Annotated in this window: 16 protein-coding genes; 12 read left to right on the forward strand and 4 right to left on the reverse strand. The window is 70.1% G+C overall.

The window, feature by feature from the left end:
- Positions 1 to 31 precede the first annotated feature (31 nt).
- The 8 genes from QF035_RS10230 to QF035_RS10265 all read left to right on the forward strand — a co-directional run bounded on the left by QF035_RS10230 (position 32) and on the right by QF035_RS10265 (position 11,759).
- The gene (locus tag QF035_RS10230; RefSeq protein WP_307519745.1) at positions 32 to 1,096 is read left to right on the forward strand and encodes a carbohydrate kinase family protein; all 1,065 of its coding nucleotides are present in this window, start codon (positions 32 to 34) and stop codon (positions 1,094 to 1,096) included.
- A 37-nt stretch (positions 1,097 to 1,133) separates the two neighbouring features.
- Positions 1,134 to 2,420 carry an extracellular solute-binding protein gene (locus tag QF035_RS10235; protein WP_307519746.1) on the forward strand — a complete coding sequence of 429 codons (1,287 nt, stop codon included), beginning with the start codon at positions 1,134 to 1,136 and terminating at the stop codon, positions 2,418 to 2,420.
- Entirely contained in the window at positions 2,420 to 3,382 is a 963-nt protein-coding gene (locus QF035_RS10240; protein ID WP_307519748.1) for a carbohydrate ABC transporter permease, read from the forward strand. Before QF035_RS10235 ends, QF035_RS10240 begins: the two co-directional genes overlap by 1 nt.
- Positions 3,383 to 3,396: 14 nt before the next feature.
- The gene (locus QF035_RS10245; RefSeq protein ID WP_079053580.1) at positions 3,397 to 4,293 is read left to right on the forward strand and encodes a carbohydrate ABC transporter permease; all 897 of its coding nucleotides are present in this window, start codon (positions 3,397 to 3,399) and stop codon (positions 4,291 to 4,293) included.
- Positions 4,293 to 7,208, forward strand: coding sequence for a glycoside hydrolase family 2 TIM barrel-domain containing protein (locus tag QF035_RS10250; protein WP_307519751.1), 2,916 nt, complete (start codon positions 4,293 to 4,295; stop codon positions 7,206 to 7,208). Before QF035_RS10245 ends, QF035_RS10250 begins: the two co-directional genes overlap by 1 nt.
- Before the next feature lie 85 nt (positions 7,209 to 7,293).
- The gene (locus tag QF035_RS10255) at positions 7,294 to 9,144 is read left to right on the forward strand and encodes a LamG-like jellyroll fold domain-containing protein (protein WP_307519752.1); all 1,851 of its coding nucleotides are present in this window, start codon (positions 7,294 to 7,296) and stop codon (positions 9,142 to 9,144) included.
- A 30-nt stretch (positions 9,145 to 9,174) separates the two neighbouring features.
- Positions 9,175 to 10,845, forward strand: a complete 1,671-nt coding sequence (locus tag QF035_RS10260) for a histidinol-phosphatase (RefSeq protein ID WP_307519753.1) — start codon at positions 9,175 to 9,177, stop codon at positions 10,843 to 10,845.
- An 86-nt stretch (positions 10,846 to 10,931) separates the two neighbouring features.
- A complete protein-coding gene (locus QF035_RS10265; protein WP_307519754.1) occupies positions 10,932 to 11,759 on the forward strand; it encodes a PaaX family transcriptional regulator in 828 nt (275 codons plus the stop codon).
- Positions 11,760 to 11,838: 79 nt separating this feature from the next.
- On the opposite strand, the gene QF035_RS10270 is transcribed toward QF035_RS10265, so the two are convergent.
- The 4 genes from QF035_RS10270 to QF035_RS10285 form a co-directional block, all read right to left on the reverse strand.
- Positions 11,839 to 12,294 carry a MaoC family dehydratase gene (locus QF035_RS10270; protein WP_307519755.1) on the reverse strand — a complete coding sequence of 152 codons (456 nt, stop codon included), beginning with the start codon at positions 12,292 to 12,294 and terminating at the stop codon, positions 11,839 to 11,841.
- Between the two features lie 32 nt (positions 12,295 to 12,326).
- Positions 12,327 to 13,829: an o-succinylbenzoate--CoA ligase gene (menE, locus tag QF035_RS10275; RefSeq protein WP_307519757.1), complete on the reverse strand. Its 1,503-nt coding sequence runs from the start codon at positions 13,827 to 13,829 to the stop codon at positions 12,327 to 12,329.
- Between the two features lie 64 nt (positions 13,830 to 13,893).
- Positions 13,894 to 14,778 carry an amidohydrolase family protein gene (locus tag QF035_RS10280; RefSeq protein WP_307519758.1) on the reverse strand — a complete coding sequence of 295 codons (885 nt, stop codon included), beginning with the start codon at positions 14,776 to 14,778 and terminating at the stop codon, positions 13,894 to 13,896.
- A gap of 3 nt (positions 14,779 to 14,781) precedes the next feature.
- Positions 14,782 to 15,699 carry an SDR family oxidoreductase gene (locus QF035_RS10285; protein ID WP_307519760.1) on the reverse strand — a complete coding sequence of 306 codons (918 nt, stop codon included), beginning with the start codon at positions 15,697 to 15,699 and terminating at the stop codon, positions 14,782 to 14,784.
- Positions 15,700 to 15,942: 243 nt separating this feature from the next.
- Here QF035_RS10285 and QF035_RS10290 point away from each other — a divergent pair, with 243 nt between their 5' ends.
- From QF035_RS10290 to QF035_RS10305, 4 genes are all read left to right on the forward strand, one after another.
- A complete protein-coding gene (locus tag QF035_RS10290; RefSeq protein ID WP_143644115.1) occupies positions 15,943 to 16,371 on the forward strand; it encodes a MarR family winged helix-turn-helix transcriptional regulator in 429 nt (142 codons plus the stop codon).
- Between the two features lie 13 nt (positions 16,372 to 16,384).
- A complete protein-coding gene (locus QF035_RS10295) occupies positions 16,385 to 17,134 on the forward strand; it encodes an IclR family transcriptional regulator (protein WP_307519762.1) in 750 nt (249 codons plus the stop codon).
- Between the two features lie 179 nt (positions 17,135 to 17,313).
- Positions 17,314 to 18,528 (forward strand): sensor histidine kinase, encoded by a 1,215-nt coding sequence (locus QF035_RS10300; protein ID WP_307519763.1) that lies wholly within the window; start codon positions 17,314 to 17,316, stop codon positions 18,526 to 18,528.
- Entirely contained in the window at positions 18,525 to 19,196 is a 672-nt protein-coding gene (locus QF035_RS10305) for a response regulator (RefSeq protein ID WP_307519764.1), read from the forward strand. Before QF035_RS10300 ends, QF035_RS10305 begins: the two co-directional genes overlap by 4 nt.
- The last annotated feature ends 6 nt before the right edge of the window (positions 19,197 to 19,202 follow it).

Consider the following 19,202-nt stretch of genomic DNA (forward strand, 5'->3'; position numbering starts at 1 on the left):
AAGTGAAGAGTTTTGACGAGAGGATGCGCTCGTGGGTGACGAACAGCCCGACGCGCGGCCCGATGTGCTGCTGACCGGGCTGCTCTTCTACGACCTCGTCCTGACCGGTCTGGGCAAGCCACCGACCCCCGGCGAGGAGATCTGGACCGACGGGATGGGCACGAGCCCGGGCGGGATAGCGAACCTGGCCGTGGCCGCGGCCCGCTACGGCCTGAGGACGTCCCTGGCCACGGTGTTCGGCGACGACTACTACGGCGCCCACTGCCGTGAGGTCCTCGCGGAGCAGGAGCACATCGACCTCTCGCTCTCCCGTACCGCGGACGGCTGGCACACCCCGGTCACCGTCTCGATCGCGTACGGACACGACCGCGCCCTGGTCACCCACGGCCAGGAACCCCCGTACTCGCAGGATGCGCTGATGGGCGACCCGCCCGCCGCGCGCACCGCCCTCGTGCACATCGAGGCCGAACCCCGCGAGTGGCTCGCCAAAGCGGCGGCGAACGGTACGAAGATCTTCGCGGACGTCGGCTGGGATCCCACCCAGCAGTGGTCCTCGGCCCTCCTCGACCAGCTCGCCCTGTGCCACGCCTTCGTCCCGAACGACACCGAGGCGATGGCGTACACCCGCACCGACACCGCGGCCGACGCGCTCTCCAAGCTTTCCGAGCTGGTGCCGGTGGCCGTGGTGACGCGCGGCGGCGACGGTGCGATCGCCGTCGACCAGACGACGGGCGAGTACGCCGACGTACCCGCCCTCGCCACCGAGGTGCTGGACGCGACGGGTGCCGGAGACGTCTTCGGCGCGAGTTTCGTCGCGGCCTCCCTCGAAGGCTGGCCCCTGGAAGAGCGGCTGCGCTTCGCGGTGCTGGCCGCCGGACTGTCCGTACAGCGGCACGGCGGGGCTCTCGCCGCGCCGGGCTGGTACGGCGTCCACCGGTGGTGGCAGTCGGTCCGGAACACCGAGAACCCCGAAAACACCGAACTGCGGCGGGCGTACGGCTTCCTGGCCGACCGCCTGCCCGCCGACCCCGGACCGCCGGTCCCCCACGCCCCGGTGACCCCACCCGCCCCCCACGGCATTCCCGATCTCCCCTGATGCGAAGACCGAACACATCCGAAAGGCGGTGGGAGCTGTGCGGCTCTCACGAAGGGGCCTGCTCCGCGCGGGTCTGGCCGGTACGGCCGCCACGGCGCTCGGCGGCCTGGCAACCGGCTGCGCCGTCCCGACCGGCTCGACCGGCCGGAACATGGTCCTGTGGTACTGGAGCGGCGGGCTGAGCGACACCGTCGTCAAGAAGGCCAAGGCGCGCTACGACTCGTCGGTCGACCTGGACGCGATCCAGATCGGCGGCTACTACCGCTCCAAGCTGATCACCACGATGACCGGCCAGGCCCACATCCCCGACATCGCGGGGCTCAAGGGCGAGGACATGGCGTCCTACCTGCCGAACGCCGACCAGTTCATCGATCTGCGGACCCTCGGCGCCGAGAAGCTCAAGAGCCAGTACCTGGACTGGAAGTGGCAGCAGGCGGTCGCACCCGACGGCAGCCTGATCGGCTTCCCCATCGACGTGGGCCCGGTCGTGCAGTACTACCAGCCGGCGGTCTACGAGAAGGCCGGACTGGCGCACGAACCGGACGACGTCTCCTCGGAGATGAACACCTGGGACAAGTTCTTCGCGGCCGGTGAGCAGCTCAAGAAGCGCATCCCCGGCACGTACATCCTGACCGACGTCGGCAGCGTCTTCGAGATGTCGATCGGCCAGGGGACCACCCGGTTCGTGGACCGGGACAAGCACTTCATCGGCGACGGCCAGCACGTACGCGACTGCTGGGACCGTGCGGTGGAGGCCAAGCGGCGCGGGATCGTCTCCGACCTCGTGACGGGCACCCCCGACTCCATCTCGGCCACAGAGAAGGGCCGGCTGCCGAGCCAGCTGAACGCCTCCTGGGCGGCCGGCGACCTCAAGCTCCAGTACCCGAAGACCAAGGGCAGGTGGCGGGTGGCGAACTGCCCGGGCGGCCCTTCGAACGTCGGCGGCTCGTTCCTGGCGATCACCAAGGCGTGCCGCGAACCCGAGAAGGCCTTCGAGATCATCACCTGGCTGCTCAACGCCGACAACCAGGCCCAGGGCTTCGTCGACGCCGGACTCTTCCCGTCGACCCCCGCCTCGTACGACATGAAGAAGCTGCGCGAGCCCGACCCGTTCTTCGGCGACCAGATCACGATGGACGTCTACGGGCCGGCCGCGGAGAAGATCCCGGTCGCCTTCAACAGCCCGTTCGACGTGGCGCTCGGGCAGCCGATCAGGGACGAGATCAAGAACGTCGGCGTCCTCGGCAAGGACCCCAAGAAGGCCTGGAGGGACGCCATGAGCAAGTGCCGGCGCATCGCGGACCACCTGGGGGTGAGCTACTGATGGCTACCGTGCCCCTGGTCGAGAAGCCCCCGGCGCCCGCCGTGGAACCGCCGTCCCCCAATCCCAAGAGGAGCATCCGGAGCTACTGGCGGCTGTACGCCGCGATCTCCCCCTTCTATCTGCTCTTCCTCGCCTTCGGTCTGATCCCGGTCGGCTTCTCGCTGTATCTGTCGTTCCACCGGTGGGACGGTCTGGGCTCGATGGAGTACGCCGGGCTGTCGCAGTACAAGTACCTGCTGACGGACACCGACTTCTGGAGTTCGATCGGCAACACGATCATCATCTGGGCGCTGGCCACCTTCCCCATGATCTTCCTGGCGATGGTGACGGCCGTGATGCTCAACTCGGCGGTCCGCTTCAAGAAGATCTACCGCTTCGCCTACTTCCTGCCGAACGTCACCTCGGTGGTGGCCGTCGCGATCATCTTCGGCTCGGTCTTCTCCACCAACTTCGGCCTGGTGAACGCCCTGCTGCAGGCGGTCGGACTCGACCAGGTGGCCTGGCTGAACACCCCGTGGGGCATCAAGGTCGCCATCGCGACCCTGATGACCTGGCAGTGGACCGGCTACAACGCGATCATCTTCCTCGCCGGACTCCAGACGATCCCCGGTGAGTTGTACGAGGCCGCGCGCGTGGACGGGGCCGGGCCCATCCAGACCTTCTTCCGGATCACGCTGCCGATGATGCGGCCCGTGCTGCTCTTCGTCCTCGTGATCTCGACGGTCACCGGACTGCAGAGCTTCTCCGAACCCCAGGTGCTGCTGCAGACCACGGCCAACGAGTCGACGTTCTCGGGCGGTCCCGACCACGCCGGCCGGACGATGGTCCTCTACTTCTTCCAGCAGACCTTCGACAACAACGACTTCGGCTACGGCGCCGCCGTGGCCTGGGGCATCTTCCTCGTCGTCGTCATCTTCTCGATCATCAACTGGCGCTTGGTGCAGCGCCGGGGCGAAGACTAGGGAGGCCCGTCACCATGACAATCACCGATGTCAAGCCCACCGAGTCCGAGCCCGGCAAGGCCAGGCACGGCAAGAACAAGCGCATCGACGGCACCCGGCGCAGGGGCATCGCCCTCCACGCCTCGCTGATCCTCGGCGTGCTGCTCTCCGCGTTCCCGTTCTACTGGGCCGTGATCATGTCGACGCACTCGTCGACCGAGATCTTCTCCTACCCGCCGAAGCTGCTGCCCGGCTCGCACCTCGGCGACAACCTCAGCAAGCTCTTCGACAGCATCGACTTCTTCGGGTCGATGTTCAACTCGCTGCTCGTCGCCACCACGGTGACGGTCCTCGTGCTCTTCTTCGACTCGCTGGCCGCGTTCGTCTTCGCGAAGTTCAGCTTCCCGGGCCGCGGGGTGCTGTTCGCCATGATGATGATGATCTTCATGGTGCCGGCGCAGCTGCAGGCCATCCCGCAGTTCGTGATCATGGCGAAGCTCGGCTGGATCGGCTCGATGACCTCGCTGGTCGTGCCGGCGGCCGCGAACGCGTTCGGCATCTTCTGGATGCGGCAGTACATGAAGAGCGCGATCCACGACGAGCTGCTCGACGCCTCCAAGCTCGACGGGGCCAGCTTCATGCGCCAGTACTGGCACGTGGCCCTGCCGGTCGTGCGGCCCGGTCTCGCCTTCCTCGGGATCTTCACCTTCATGGGCCAGTGGAACGACTACGCCTGGCCGTTGATCGCCCTCACCAACCCGGACAACGTGACCCTTCAGGTCGCGCTGTCCCAGCTCAACGGCGTCCACGGCACCACGGACTACGGAATGGTCATGACGGGTGCGGTACTGGCCCTCATCCCGCTGCTGATCGTCTTCGCGATCGGCGCCAAGCAGATCATCGCGGATCTCGGCAAGGGAGCCATTCGCTGATGCGACGCGATCACCTGATCGCCCTGCGCCCCTGGGAGGCACCGGAGGTGACCTCCTGGGGGCGGCTGGCCATGAACGCGGTGGACCGGCGCCCCGGTGCGCTGTCCCTGGACGGCTCCTGGCACTTCCAGCTGCTGCCCTCGCCCATGGGCTGCTCGGGCGAGTGGACCCGGACCGAGGTGCCGGGCACCTGGACCACCCAGAGCGGCGACGACCTGCCGCAGTACACCAACGCGCAGATGCCGTGGGGCGAGATCCCGCCCGCCTCGCCCGCCGCCAACCCGACGGGCATATACGAGCGTTCCGTCGACATCCCCGCCGAGTGGGCCGGACGCCGGATCGTGCTCCAGGTCGGCGCGGCCGAGAGCGTGCTCCTCGTCCATGTGAACGGCAAGCCGGTCGGCATCTCCAAGGACTCCCACCTCGCGGCCGAGTTCGACCTCTCCGACGTCGTACGCCCCGGAGACCCGGCCACCGTCCGGCTCACCGTCGTCAAGTGGTCCGACGCCTCGCACATCGAGGACCAGGACCAGTGGTGGCACGCCGGGATCACCCGCTCGGTGCTGCTGTACGCGACCGATCCGCTGTATCTCGCCGACGTGACCGTGCGGGCCCGGCGGGACGGGCGGCTCCGGGTCGACTGCCAGGTGCGCGACGCGGCGGGACCGCTGCCGCAAGGGTGGTACGTCACCGGGGCACTGGAGGGCCAACTCCTCGCCCAGGACACCGAGTTCGACCGTCTCAACGCCGAGGACATGCGGGTGTCCGACTTCTTCGGCGAGGCGCGGCTGCGGGTCACCGTGGAGAACGTGTGGCCGTGGACCGCCGAGACGCCCGAGCTGTACGACCTGACCGTGAGTCTGCACCGGGCCGACGGCTCGGTCGCCGACACCTCACTCCACCGGGTCGGGTTCCGGGATGTCGAGATCTGCGGCCGGGACCTGCTGGTCAACGGCGAGCGCGTCTACATCCGGGGCGTCAACCGGCACGACTTCCACCCGCTGACCGGCCGCACGGTCACCGCGGACGACATGCGCGCGGACCTGGTCGTGCTCAAGCGCTTCGGCTTCAACGCGATCCGCACCGCCCACTACCCGAACGACCCGACGCTCTACGACCTCGCCGACGAGCTGGGTTTCTACGTCGTGGACGAGGCGAACATCGAGTCGCACGACCACGCCCACGAGATCGCCGACGACCCCCGCTATCTGCCCGCCTTCGTGGACCGGGTCTCGCGCATGGTGCTGCGCGACAAGAACCACCCGTCGGTCATCATCTGGTCGCTCGGCAACGAGTCCGACTACGGCGCGGGCCACGACGCGGCGGCGGGCTGGGTCCGGCGCCACGATCCGACCCGGCCGATCCAGTACGAGGGTGCGGCCAAGCTCGACTGGGCCGACCTCACGGTCGCCTCCGACATCGCCTGCCCGATGTACGCGCCGATCGAGGACTGTGTCGCGCACGCCCGGTCCGGGAAGCAGACCAAGCCGGTCATCCAGTGCGAGTACTCGCACGCCATGGGCAACAGCAACGGCACGCTCGCCGACACCTGGGCCGCCATCGAGTCCACCCCAGGTCTTCAGGGCGGCTTCATCTGGGAGTTCTGGGACCACGGCATTCTCCAACGTGTGAACGACGGAAGACCTGTCGGGCGTGGGGGCGCCGGGCTGTACGAGCACGGTGTCGCCGCGCCCGGCCATCGCTGGGCCTACGGCGGCGACTTCGGCGAGACCATCCACGACGGGGCGTTCATCGCCGACGGCGTGGTGTTCCCGGACCGCACGCCCAAGCCCGTGATGTACGAGCACCGGGAGATCGCGGCGCCGGTCCGCCTCACCTACGGCCAGGGCGTGCTCCTGGTCCACAACCGGCAGCACTTCCGGGGCCTGGAATGGCTGGCGGCCGAGTGGTGCCTGGTCCTCGCGGACGGCACCACGGTGACGGCACCGGCCGAGCTGCCCGACGTACTGCCGGGCGAGTCCGCGGCGGTGCCGCTGCCGTTCCCCGTGCCGGAGGGCGAGTCCTGGCTGACGCTGCGGGTGGTCACCGCGGACGACGAGGCCTGGGCACCGCTCGGCACCGAGGTGTGCCTGCCGCAGGTCCGGCTGGGCGCGGCCGTCGCCGACCCGACGCCGGAGCCCGCCTCCGGCCCGGCCGTCACGCTGGACCCGGACGCGCTGCTGCTGCATCCGCTGCTGACCGCCGCGCCCGTGCTCTCCCTGTGGCGGGCGCCCACCGACAACGACGAACTGGGCGGCATGGCGGCCCGCTGGCACGACTGGGGGCTCCACGAGCTCGTACGCAAGGTCGTGGACGTCCGCGCAGAGGGCTCCCGGGTCGTCGTGGTCGCCGAGTACGCGACCGGGGCCGGGCCCGTCCGCCACGAGCAGGTGTTCACCCCGGTCGCCGGCGGCCTCCGGGTCGAGGAGTCGGCCGAACTGCCGGAGGGCCTCGACGACGTGGCCCGCGTCGGCACGGTCTTCGAGACGGTCGCCGGGCTCGATGTCCTGGACTGGTACGGGCAGGGTCCCTGGGAGTCCTACCCGGACCGGAGCACGGGCGCGCCCGTGGGGCACCACTCGCTCCCGGTGGACGAGCTTTTCACCCCTTATCTGCGGCCCCAGGAGAGCGGCGGCCGGTACGGTGTGCGCCGGTTCACGCTGTCGGCGCCGGACGCCACCGGGCTGACCGTGGAGCTCGGGGCGCCGGGGCAGGTCTCCGTCAACCGCTACCGGGCCGAGGATCTGGCGGCCGCCGCGCACCACGACGAGCTGGTGCCGCGGCCCGGCTGTGTCGTGCACCTCGACGCCGCGCACCGGGGGCTCGGCACGGCGTCGTGCGGGCCCGACACCTCGGCCGAGTACCTCGTCGCGCCGGGCACCCACCGGTGGTCCTGGACGCTGCGCGTGCTCTGATCCCGGTCACCACCCCGCTCTTGATCACCCCCTCCCGAGTCGCCACCCCCCTCTCCCGAGCAGTCCCCCTTCTCACGGAGCAGACGTGTGTACTTCGCATGAGCACGACCCGGCCGAGGCCTGCCCGCAAGCCGGCGCCGGACGACGGAACTTCCTGCGGGCGACCGCGCTGATCGGCGCCGCCACGGCGGCGGTCGCGCTGCCGACGGCCACCGCGCAGGCGGCGCCCTCCTCGGGAACCCGCTGGAGACCCGACCCCGACAGCCGCCGCTTCACGCTCGCGGTGATGCCCGACACGCAGTATCTGTTCGACGGGCCCAGCATCGACAAGGCACCCGTCGAGGCGTCGTTGCGCTATCTGCTGGAGCACGGGCGCGACGAGAACATCGTGTTCCTGTCCCACCTGGGCGACCTCACGCAGAACGGCGCGAAGGCCGAGTGCGCGGCGATCGGCGACGCCTTCCGGCTGCTCGACCGGCGAGGCGTCGGCTACAGCGTCCTAGCGGGCAACCATGACGTGAAGTCGTCGACGGACGACCAGCGCGGCTCGACCCCGTACCTGGACGTCTTCGGACCGGACCGCTTCAAGGGCAGGTCCACGTACGGGGGCGCGTCCTCCGACGGGTACAACACCTTCCACCTCTTCCGCGCGGCCGGGCGGGAGTGGATGGTGCTCGCGCTGGACTGGCGGCTGTCCGCGAAGGGCTTCGCCTGGGCCAAGGACGTCATCGCCAAGCACCCGAAGACTCCGGTGATCCTGACGACGCACGAGCTGGTCGACGAGGACGACTCGCTCTCCTCGTACGGACAGCAGCTGTGGGACCAGCTGATCGAGGACCACGACCAGATCTTCCTCACCCTCAACGGCCACTACTGGCCGGCGGCCAGGGCAACGCGCAAGAACGCGGCGGGACATGACGTACACCTGCACCTGACGAACTATCAGAACCGTTACTTCGGCGGCGCGGCGATGATCCGCCTCTACCGCTTCGACCTCGACCGGAACACCGTGGACGTGGAGACGGTGTCGCCATGGATCCTCGGCCGGGCCGCGAAGGGGCTCAACGAGCTGGAGCGCCAGGAGAGCGAACTCAGCGGGGACGCCGACCGGTTCTCGGTCGGGATCGACTTCGAGGAGCGCTTCGCCGGCTTCGCCCCGGTGCCCGCGCGCCCGGCGCGTCCCGCGTCGAAGTTGCTGATACCGGGCACGGTCGCGTACTGGCGCTTCGACGGAAAGTCCGACGGGGCCGCCGTGACCGGCACGGTCCGCGATGTGTCCGGGCGCGGCAACGACCTCTCCGTGGTCACGGTCGCGGGCGGCACGCTGACCTGGTCGTCGGACCACCACCCGGACCAGCCGGGCCACGGCAGCCTGGACTTCCACGGCGGCAAGCCTCCGCTGAAGGGTGCGTACCTGCGGACGGTCGACGGCGCGCCGCTCAACTCGGCCACCTTCAAGGCGGGTTACACCATCGAGGCCTTCTACCGGCTGCCCGCCGACTGGGATCCCGGGCGTGACGCGTGGGCCGGGCTGCTCGGCCGCACCGGTACGGGCGGCGCCGCGGGGAAGACCGCCGACGACCCGGACGAGCCCATCGCCACGCTGTCGCTGTCGAACGACCGCGAGCCCCAGTGGGCCATGCGCCCTCTCAACCAGCAGGGAATCGCGACCAACTGGGGACAGGAGACACCGCTGGAGACGTGGTGGCACCTCGCGGTCGTCAACGACGGACGGCACACCACCCTGTACGTCCAGGGCTGTCCGGTGGTCCGGAACCCGAAGGCGTCGTCCGTCGGCATCACCTCGGTCGGCCTGCCCTGGCTCCTCGGCGGCTACGAGTACGCCGGGAAGATCGACCAGATCCTGCACGGACGGCTCGGTGACGTGCGGATCGTCGAACGCGCCCTGCCCGTCACGTCGTTCATGAACCACTGATCCATCGAACTCCGAGGGACTCACCAGACCATGACCGAGCAGCAACTGCCCCCCTGGGCAGATCCGTCCGTCTCCCCCGCCGCCCTCGACGAGCAGGGCGTGTCCCGACGTCAGCTCATGCGCCGCGCGGGCCTGTTCGGCGCCGCCTTCGCCGCCGGGTCGCTGGCGACGCCCGCCGTGGCGAGCGCGGAGGGCTTCGGCGGCAACGACCCGCACCTCGCCTACCTCGTCGGCGACCACCATGTGCACTCCGTCTACAGCCACGACGCGAAGTACACGTTCTCCCAACTGGCGCAGGCGAGCGCCAGGTACGGCCTCGACTGGATGGTGTTCAACGAGCACTCCAACTTCGGGCACGCCCAGTACGGGGCGAAGCTGGAGCACGAGGAGATCCTCAAGGCCCGTGCGGCGAACCCGCGTCAGCTGATCTTCCAGGGCCTGGAGTGGTACATCCCGGGCGCCGAGCACTGCACGATCTTCGCGGCGCCCGGACGCCACGAGGTGGACCTGCTCACGCAGTTCGAGCTGGCCTACGACGGCAAGCTGCTCGGCTACACGGCGGGCGGCCCCACCCACCCCGACACTCCCCGCAACGAGGCGCACGCCGTCAAGGCCATCAAGTGGCTGGCCGCACAACGCCGTTCGGGCTACGTGGACGACGTGCTGGTCTTCGCCAACCACCCGATGCGGCTGGGCATCGACTCCCCGCACGAGATGCGGAACTGGCGGGACGCTGCCCCCGAGATCATGATCGGCATGGAAGGCGCACCGGGTGCGCAGGGCGGTGCCATCCCCGGCTGGCGCGGTCCGACGTCGATACGGGGCGAGTACGAGAACAAGCCGTCGGCGGACTCCTGGCCCGCCTATCCGACGGACTCGTATCTCACGTACGGCGGCTTCGACTGGATGACGGCGACCGTCGGCGGCATGTGGGACGCCATGCTCTCCGAGGGCAGGCTGTTCACGATCACCACCAACTCCGATGTGCACCGGGTGGTGTTCGACACCTGGAAGAACGGCGACTGGCTGCCGGGGCAGAACTTCGACAACACGGGCCGGCTGCCCGACCCGGTCAACACGACCGAGCCGCAGCCGGGCGGCGACTTCTGGCCCGGCCAGTTCAGCCGCACGCACGTCGGCGTGTCCCGCTACGGCTACCGCGCGGTGATGGCGGGCCTGCGCGCGGGCCGGGTCTGGCTCGACCACGGGCATCTGCTCGACGGTCTCGACGTACGGCTGAAGCGGGACTGCGACCACGGCCGGGGCGTCACCCTGGGCAGTCGGCTGCGGGTGCGCAAGGGCGAGAAGCTCACCCTGAACGTGACCGTGACGACCGCCTCGCGGCCCAACCCGCACGACATCCTGCCCGAGCTGGCCCACGTGGACGTCATCCGCGGCGCGGTGCGCGGTCCGTCGGCCGACCGGGACAACTGGCGGGCGCCGGCCACCAAGGTCGTGCACACGGCGGACGTGTCCGGCCGCGAGGGCACGTACACCCTGCGCATCCCGCTGACCGCCGGGGACGAGTCCTTCTACGTGCGGCTGCGCGGCAGCGACGGCAACCGGCACGGCGCCGGGTACCTTGGCGCGTCGGTCGACCCGCACGGGCCGATCCCGCACGCGCCGGGCGACGGTGATCCGTGGCTCGACACGTGGTTCTACTCCAACCCCGTCTTCGTGGAGGTCGCCGGCCACCGGTGAGGCCGGTCCGGGGCCGCGTGTACCGGGGCGGCCGGTACGCCCGTACTACCTGGTCACGAGCTGATCGACAGGCGTACCGTGGGCCGGTGACCACTGACGAGGCGCTGCGGCCCCAGTCCCTCATGCTGTCGTTCCTGGGCGACCAGGTGCTCGGCCGTGACGTCTGCGTGTACTCGGGGAGCGTCATCGACGTCTTCGGGCGCGCGGGCGTCGGCGAGCACGCGACCCGCTCGACGCTGACGCGCATGGTGGGCCGCGATCTGCTCAGGCGGCAGCGCGAGGGACGCCGTATGTACTTCGGGCTGACCGAGCGCTCGGAGTCCGTGCTGCGGGACGGCGAGCAGCGGATCTGGGAGGAGGGGGCCGTCAACCGGCACTGGGACGGCTCCTGGACGCTGCTCGGCTTCTCACTGCCGGAGTCCTGGCAGCGCCAACGCCACGATCTGCGCGCGCAGTTGACGTGGAGCGGCTTCGGCCCGCTGTTCGGCGGGCTGTGGATCGCGCCCGGCGAGGTCGACGTCTCCGCGCTCGTCACCGAGCTGGGCCTGTCCGCCCATGTGAAGATCTTCCGTGCCCACGCGGACGCGGGCATGGACATCGGCGCCATGATCGAGGAGACCTGGGAACTGGACGAACTGGCCACACGCTATGAGGCGTTCACGCACCGCTGGCAGCACTGGGAGACGTCGGAGCCCGCCGCCGACGAGGCGCTCGCACTCCGCCTGCGCCTGTCGACGGAGTGGCTCCAGGTCGTCCGCCGCGATCCACGACTGCCGGTCAAACACCTCCCGGACAACTGGCCCGCCGAACAGGCCGAGAAGACGTTCCACACGGTGTACGCCCAACTGACCCCCCTCGCGAGGGAGTCGGCGGAACGACTTCTCGACCTGGTGCCGGTACGGCCGGGGCCCTAGGGGCCCCTTCAGGGGCGCGGGGAACTGCGCGACAGGCCACGACGAACCCGCGGACGAAAACGGCGCTCCCAGCCGTAGCTCAGACGTAGAAACGCGACAGACTCTGCAGCACCGCCGCGGGCTTGGGCGCACCGTCGATCTCGATCGTGCCGTCAACAGTGATCTGCACACCCCCCGGCACGTCCTCGACATCCGCCAGCCTCCCGACGAGGCGGATACGTGAGCCGACCTTCACCGGCGAGGGAAACCGCACCTTGTTGAGGCCGTAGTTGACCTTCGTGGTGACGCCCTGGACGTCCAGCAGCCCGGTGAAGAGCGGGATGAAGAGGGAGAGCGTGAGATATCCGTGCGCGATGGGCGCGCCGAACGGCCCCTCCTTGGCCTTCTCCTCGTCGACGTGGATCCACTGGTGGTCGCCCGTGGCGTCGGCGAACGTGTTGATGCGCTCCTGGGTGACCTCGATCCACTCGCTGGTGCCGAGGTCGCTGCCGGCGAGCTTCTTGAGTTCGTCGATGCCGTTCACGGTGATGCTCATAAGTGCCTGTTCCTTGAGGGGAGTTCGGAGGGTCATCGCGTCCCGTACCGCTTGCGCACCCGGGACTTGAGGAGCTTGCCGGAGGCGGTGCGCGGCAGTTCGTCCGCGAGCACCACCGACTTCGGGATCTTGTACTTGGCGAGGTGTCCGGCGAGGGACGCGAGGACCTCGTCGGGGTCGAGCTCGACGTCCTCGCGCGGCACGACGACCGCACGCGGCACCTCGCCCCACTTCTCGTCGGGCACGCCGATGACCGCGCACTCGACGATGTCGGGGTGGGCGAGGAGCTGGTCCTCGATCTCGGCGGGGTAGATGTTCTCGCCGCCGGAGATGATCATGTCCTTGATGCGGTCGACGATGGTGACATAGCCGTCCTCGTCGATCCGGGCGGCGTCCCCGCTGCGGAACCAGCCGTCGTGGAACACGGCCGCGGTCTCGTCGGGCAGCCCCCAGTAGCCGGGCATGACGTGCGGCCCGCGTACGACCACTTCCCCGGTCTCGCCGATGTCGGCGGGGGCGAGATCGGGCCGTACGACACGGACGTCGCTGAAGAAGTGCGGCACGCCCGCCGAACCCGCCTTGGTGACCGCGTGCTCGGCGTCCAGGAAGAGCACGCCGGGCGAGGCCTCGGTCATGCCGTAGCCCTGGAGGAAGGTGAGGCCCCGCTCCTGGTAGGCGGCGATGAGCGGGGTAGGCACGGGTGAGCCGCCGCAGCTGAGCATCCGCAGGGAGGACAGGTCGGCGTCGGCCCAGCGCGGATGGCGGACCACGTGCTCGAACATGGTGGGCACACCGAACATGAAGGTGATCCGGTGCCGCTCGATCAGGTCGAAGGTGGCCGCCGGGTCGAAGGCCTCGACCAGGACGCAGGTACCGCCCTTGAGGAGGACCGGCAGGGTCAGCATGTTCAGCCCGGCCGTGTGGAACAACGGGGCGGAGACCAGGGCGCGTTCGTCGGCGATCAGGTCCTGGTCGACCAGGACGTTGACCGCGTTCCACGTCAGGTTGCCGTGGGTGAGCATCGCGCCCTTGGGCCGGCCGGTCGTGCCCGAGGTGTACATGATGATGCAGGTGTCGTCGGGGGTGACGGGTTCGTCGATCGCCTCGTCGGAGGCCGCGCCGAGCAACTGGTCGTATTCGGCGCCCACTTCGACGTACGTACGCACGTCGCTGTTGCCGGGCAGTCCCGCGACGAGGCCGGCGAACGCCGGTCCGTACACGAGGGCCTTCGCGCCGGAGTCCGTGAGCTGGTAGGCGATCTCGGGTCCGGCGAGGCGGGTGTTGAGCGGCACGAAGACCGCCCCGAGGGTGCCCGCGGCGAACAGTGTCTCCAGGTAGGAGGGGTGGTTCGGGCCGAGGTAGGCGATCCTGTCGCCGCGGCGCACTCCGGAGGCTCGCAGGGCGTGCGCGAGGCGGGTGGTGCGCTCGTACAGCCCGGCGTACGTGACCGTCGTGTCGCCGTGGATCAGGGCGGTGCGGTGCGGGGTCTTGCGGGCCCGGCGTGCGGGCCACGACCCCAGTCCCTCATTGCGCATGTCCGTGCCCCTGTCCTTCGTTGCACATGGGGTGCCCCTGTCCTTCGTTGCACATGGCTGCCGGTTATGGCTTCGTCAGGCCGAGCAGCCGGGCCGCGTTCTCCTTGAGGATCTTCGGCCTTACCTCGTCCTTGATGGAGAGCTTCGCGAAGTCGGCCAGCCAGCGGTCCGGGGTGAGGACCGGGTAGTCGGAACCGAACAGCACCTTGTCCTTGAGCAGCGTGTTCGCGTACTGCACGAGCTGCGGCGGGAAGTACTTCGGCGACCAGCCGGACAGGTCGATGTGGACGCCCGGCTTGTGGGTGGCGACGGCGAGGGCCTCGTCCTGCCAGGGGAACGACGGGTGCGCCAGGATGATCTTGAGGTGCGGGAAGTCCGCGGCGACGTCGTCCACGTGCAGCGGGTTGGAGTACTTGAGCCTGATCCCGCCGCCGCCCGGGACGCCCGCGCCGATGCCCGTCTGTCCGGTGTGGAACAGGGCGATCGTGCCGGTCTCCTCGATCACCTCGTACAGCTCGTACGCGACCGACCTGTCGTTGGGGAAGAAGCCCTGGATGCTGGGGTGGAACTTGAAGCCCTTCACCCCGTACTCCTCGACCAGGCGGCGGGCCCGCTTGACGCCCGCCCTGCCGCGGAAGGGGTCGATGGAGGCGAAGGGGATCAGTACGTCCGCGTTGGCGGCGGCCGCCTCGGCGACCTCCTCGTTCGGGACGGGCTCGGTGCCGGTGGCGGACTCGGCGTCGACCGTGAAGATCACGGCGGCCATCTTCCGCTCACGGTAGTAGGCGGCCGTCTCCTCCAGGGTCGGCTTCCGCTTGCCCTCGACCTTGAAGTAGGCGCTGGAGGCCTCGTGCAGGTCGTCGTCCAGGGAGGAGGTGCCCTTGGAGGAGACCTCGGCGTGGGTGTGGACGTCGATCGCGACGAGTTCCTCGACATCGATGTTCGTCATGGGTCACGCCTCCGGGAACTTCGGGGCGGGGATGCCGACCGACTGCGGCTCGGCGCCCAGCGAGGCCGGCCAGACGTCGGCGAGGGAGTCGGGGGTCCAGCCACCGTCAGCGTACGCCGCCTTGATCTCCTGGGGGTGGGACCACAGGGTGACCTTGTCGCCGCCGATGCCGATGGCCTGGCCGGTCACCCCGCGGGCTGCCTCGGAGGCCAGGAACGGGACGAGGACGGCGCAGTCCTCGGGGGTGCCGAAGCCCTCGCCCTTACGGAGGAACTCGGGCAGCGGCTCGCCGCCGCGCATGGCCTCGATGTAGGGCGCGAAGGCCGGGATGGTCTCGGTCATGGCGGTCGCGGCCACCGGCACGATCGCGTTGACGGTGATGCCCGCGCGGCCCAGCTCCATCGACCACGTACGGGCCATGGCGGCGATGCCGGCCTTGGCGGCGGCGTAGTTCGTCTGGCCGAAGTTGCCGCGCTGTCCGGCCGGGGAGCCGACCAGGATCAGCGTGCCGCCCTCGCCCTGCTCGCGCATGCGTACGGCGGCGGCGCGGGCGCAGGTGAAGGTGCCCTTGAGGTGGGTGGTGATCACCGCGTCGAAGTCCTCGTCGGTCATCTTCCACAGGACCTTGTCCCGGAGGATGCCCGCGTTCGTGACCAGGATGTCGAGGCGGCCGAACTCCTCCACCGCGCGGCCCACCAGCCGGTCCGCTGCCTCTGTGGTGCCGACCGGGACCACCTCGGCCACGGCGGTACCGCCCGCCTCGGTGATCGCCTTGACGGCCTGCTCGGCGACGTCCTCGTCAACGTCGTTGACGACCACGGAGGCGCCGGCGGCGGCGAGGGCGTGCGCATAGGCCAGGCCGAGGCCTCGGCCGGAGCCGGTGACGACGGCGACCTTGCCGGTGAGATCGATGCTGGGCACGACGGGTCCCTTCGAGAAGCGGATCACCTGCGGAAGGCAGGACGGCTACGAGATCGGAGCATTACGAGATCGAAGCTAAAGACAATCATTGTTGTCGTCAATAGTTGTTGCCGACTCGTCTGTGCGGCATGCTGTGGGGAACACGTACGCACCGCCCCCGCGGGGGCCCGGCCCAGGGAGCCCGCCATCGCCGGCCAGCAGCACGCCACGCCCCCCGACTCCATCGACTCGCAGGAGCCGTGGATGCGCGGGCTGCACTCGGACACCGGCTATCTCCTGTACCGGCTGGGACTGCGGTCGGGGCAGCTGTTCAACACGTTCCTCCAGGAGTCGGGTCTGCGGCTGCGCCACTACGCGCTGCTGCGGTTCCTGGCCACCTCCGAGGGCGCCCTCCAGCGGGAGCTGAGCTCGCGGCTCGGCTACGACCCGAGCGCGATCGTCGGTCTGGTCGACGACCTGGAGAAGCTCGGGTTCGCCGAGCGCCGCCCCTCCCCCGACGACCGCCGCAGCCGCATCGTGGTGCTCACCGAGGACGGCCGCGTCTTCCTGCGCGACACCGACGAGGCGGGTCTGCGGGTGACGAACGACCTGCTCCAGCCCCTCGACCCGGCCGAGCGGGACACCCTGCACACGCTTCTGCAGCGGATCGCCGAAGCCGAACTCGACTCATGACCGGACTCGGCCCATGACCGCGGCGTCCGCCCCCGACCGCCTCCTGGCCGTGCTCGCCGCCTTCGACCACGACCACCCGGCGCTCTCCCTCACGGACATCAGCCGCCGGGCCGGGCTCTCCCTCACCACCGCCCACCGGCTGGTGGGCGCGCTCAGCGACTGGGGAGCCCTGGAGCGCGACGCATCCGGGATCTATCACGTGGGCCTGCGCCTGTGGGAGATCGCGGCGCTCTCCCCACGCGGTCTCGCACTGCGCCAGATCGCGCTGCCGTACCTGGAGGACCTGTACGAAGCCACGCACGAGAACGTGCAGTTGGCGGTCCGGGACGGCTCCGAGGTCGTCTACATAGAGTGGATCTCCGGCCGTTCGGCCGTGGGCGTGAAGATCCAGGTCGGCGCCCGCTGGCCACTCCACGCGACCGGCGTGGGCCTCGCGCTGCTCGCGCACTGCGAGGCCGCCTTCCAGGAGACGTACTGCGGCGGACCGCTCGCCGGATTCACCCCGCACACCATCACGGACGCGGCCACCCTGCGCCGCGTCCTCGCCGAAGTCCGCCGCGCGGGCGTTGCGGTGAGCATCCGTCAGATCACCGACGACGCCCTGTCGGTGGCCGCACCGGTCCGCGGGGCGGACGGCTCGGTGGCCGCGGCCGTCTCGGTCGTGGTGCCCGAACGCGACGCGCAGACACCGGCGTTGATCCCGGCGGTACGGCTCGCTGCGCTCGGCATCTCGCGGGCGCTGGGATGGCAGCCGCAACGGTAGTGACACGGTGCGCGTGCCTCGTCGTCCCGGGAGGGGCGGGCCCCGTCCGGGAAGGCGAGACCTTTCGGAGAGGACAGGTCCCTGCCGGGAACGCGGGCCTCGGAAATCCCTCTCACCGGTGAGGACGTGGCCCGGCGGTCACCCGATACTGAGACGGCCCTTGCCCCGAGGAGCCGCGTATGTCCGTTTCCGCCCAGTCCTGGATCACACCTGCCGTCGCACGCCTGCGCGCGGCCAACCCGTACGTCGTCGACGCCGCGCTCGCCGCGCTGGTGCTGTTCGCCGCGTCACTGCAGTGGATGTTCCCCGACGACGGCGACGACCGCCTCACCTGGCAGGGTTTCCTGCTGGGCGCCGGTACGGCGGTGCCGCTGGTGTGGCGGCGGCGCGCGCCGTTCCTGGCGGCCTGCGGTGTCTCGGTGTTCACGCCCGCCATGGCGGTCTACCACGCGCCGCCGCCCGACGTGATGTACGGCGGTCTGGTCGTGCTCTACACGATGGCCGCGATCGCCCTGCCCTGGCAGCGGCGCTTCATGCTGGTGGGCTGGCTGGCCGGGGTGTCGCTGACCATGATGCACAAGGAGGGCGCCCAACCCTTCGAGTACGCCTTCCAGTTGCTGAGCTGCGTCAGCGCGTACGGTTTCGGGGTGCTGGCCCGTCTCCAGCGGGCGTACACCGCGGCGCTGGAGGACCGGGCCCGCCGGCTGGAGCGGGAGCGGGCCGCCGACACCGCGCGGGCCGTCGCGCAGGAACGGGCCGGGATCGCCCGGGACATGCACGACATCCTGGCCCACGCGGTGAGCCTCATGGTGGTGCAGGCGGAGGCGGGGCCCGTGGTAATGCGCAGCGATCCCGAGCGCGCGGAGGCGGCGTTCGACGCCATCGCCGGCGCCGGGCGGGACGCGATGACACAGCTGCGGCGGATCCTCGGCGTGCTCAAGGACGAGCCGGTGAACGGGACGTCGGTCCGGCTGCCGCAGCCCGGTGTGGCGGCCCTGACCGACCTGGTCCGGCAGGTCTCGGAGACCGCGGGCCTGCGCGTCGAGCTCCACGCCGGCGGCGAGCCGCGTCCGTTGCACCCGGACACCGAGGTCGCCGCCTACCGCGTGGTCCAGGAGGCCCTGACCAACACCGTGAAGCACGCGTACGCTTCCCTGGCGCGGGTCGAACTCGACTGGACGGAGGACGAGTTGACACTCACGGTGACGGACGACGGGCGAGGCCCCGCGGACCGCGGCGGCAGCGGGGGCGCGACGGGCCACGGCCTGATCGGGATCCGCGAGCGGGCCGCCGCCTGCGGGGGCACGGCCCGTACGGGACCCGGTCCCGACGGCGGCTTCCGGGTCGTCGTACGCCTTCCCGTGGCCGTCGGCCGGCAGGCGGCCCTGGGGTGAGCATCCGTGTGGTGGTCGCCGACGACCAGGAGCTGGTCCGCAGCGGGTTCACCATGATCCTTGAGGCACAGCCCGACATCGAGGTGGTCGCGGAGGCCGGCGACGGCGTCGAGGCGGTGGCCGCGGTGCAGCGGCACACGCCGGACGTGCTGCTCCTCGACATCCGCATGCCCCGGATGGACGGCCTGGAGGCGGCCCGGCTGGTCTGCGCGCAGTCCGCCTGCCGAGTGGTCATGCTGACGACGTTCGACCTCGACGAGTACGTCTACGAGGCGCTGTACGCGGGCGCCAGCGGCTTCCTGCTGAAGGACGTACGCCGGGACGACCTCGTGCACGGGGTACGCGTGGTCGCGGCCGGCGACTCCCTGCTCGCGCCCTCGGTGACACGGCGGCTGGTCGCGGACATCATCCAGCGCCGACGGGCCGAGGCCTCGGCGCCGCCGCCCTCGTCGGTACATCTCGACGTCCTGACGGCTCGCGAGGAGGAGACCCTGCGGCTGCTGGCCCGCGGCCTCTCCAACGCGGAGATCGCGACGACGCTGTTCGTCAGCGAGCACACCGTGAAGACTCACGTCAGCAATGTGCTCAGCAAGCTGGGTCTGCGGGACCGGGTCCAGGCGGTCATCCGGGCGTACGAGACGGGGTTGGTGACCCCGGGGTCGAACTGACCTTTC

It is taken from the genome of Streptomyces umbrinus, from assembly GCF_030817415.1.
In the GTDB taxonomy this organism is placed as follows: domain Bacteria; phylum Actinomycetota; class Actinomycetes; order Streptomycetales; family Streptomycetaceae; genus Streptomyces; species Streptomyces umbrinus_A.

Excerpts from the sequence above, each read along its gene's own strand:
- QF035_RS10240 (WP_307519748.1), top strand. The coding sequence starts at position 2,420 with ATGGCTACCGTGCCCCTGGTCGAGAAGCCCCCGGCGCCCGCCGTGGAA.
- QF035_RS10245 (WP_079053580.1), top strand. The coding sequence starts at position 3,397 with ATGACAATCACCGATGTCAAGCCCACCGAGTCCGAGCCCGGCAAGGCC.
- QF035_RS10250 (WP_307519751.1), top strand. The coding sequence starts at position 4,293 with ATGCGACGCGATCACCTGATCGCCCTGCGCCCCTGGGAGGCACCGGAG.
- QF035_RS10260 (WP_307519753.1), top strand. The coding sequence starts at position 9,175 with ATGACCGAGCAGCAACTGCCCCCCTGGGCAGATCCGTCCGTCTCCCCC.
- QF035_RS10270 (WP_307519755.1), bottom strand. The coding sequence starts at position 12,294 with ATGAGCATCACCGTGAACGGCATCGACGAACTCAAGAAGCTCGCCGGC.
- menE (WP_307519757.1), bottom strand. The coding sequence starts at position 13,829 with ATGCGCAATGAGGGACTGGGGTCGTGGCCCGCACGCCGGGCCCGCAAG.
- QF035_RS10280 (WP_307519758.1), bottom strand. The coding sequence starts at position 14,778 with ATGACGAACATCGATGTCGAGGAACTCGTCGCGATCGACGTCCACACC.
- QF035_RS10290 (WP_143644115.1), top strand. The coding sequence starts at position 15,943 with ATGCGCGGGCTGCACTCGGACACCGGCTATCTCCTGTACCGGCTGGGA.
- QF035_RS10295 (WP_307519762.1), top strand. The coding sequence starts at position 16,385 with ATGACCGCGGCGTCCGCCCCCGACCGCCTCCTGGCCGTGCTCGCCGCC.
- QF035_RS10300 (WP_307519763.1), top strand. The coding sequence starts at position 17,314 with ATGTCCGTTTCCGCCCAGTCCTGGATCACACCTGCCGTCGCACGCCTG.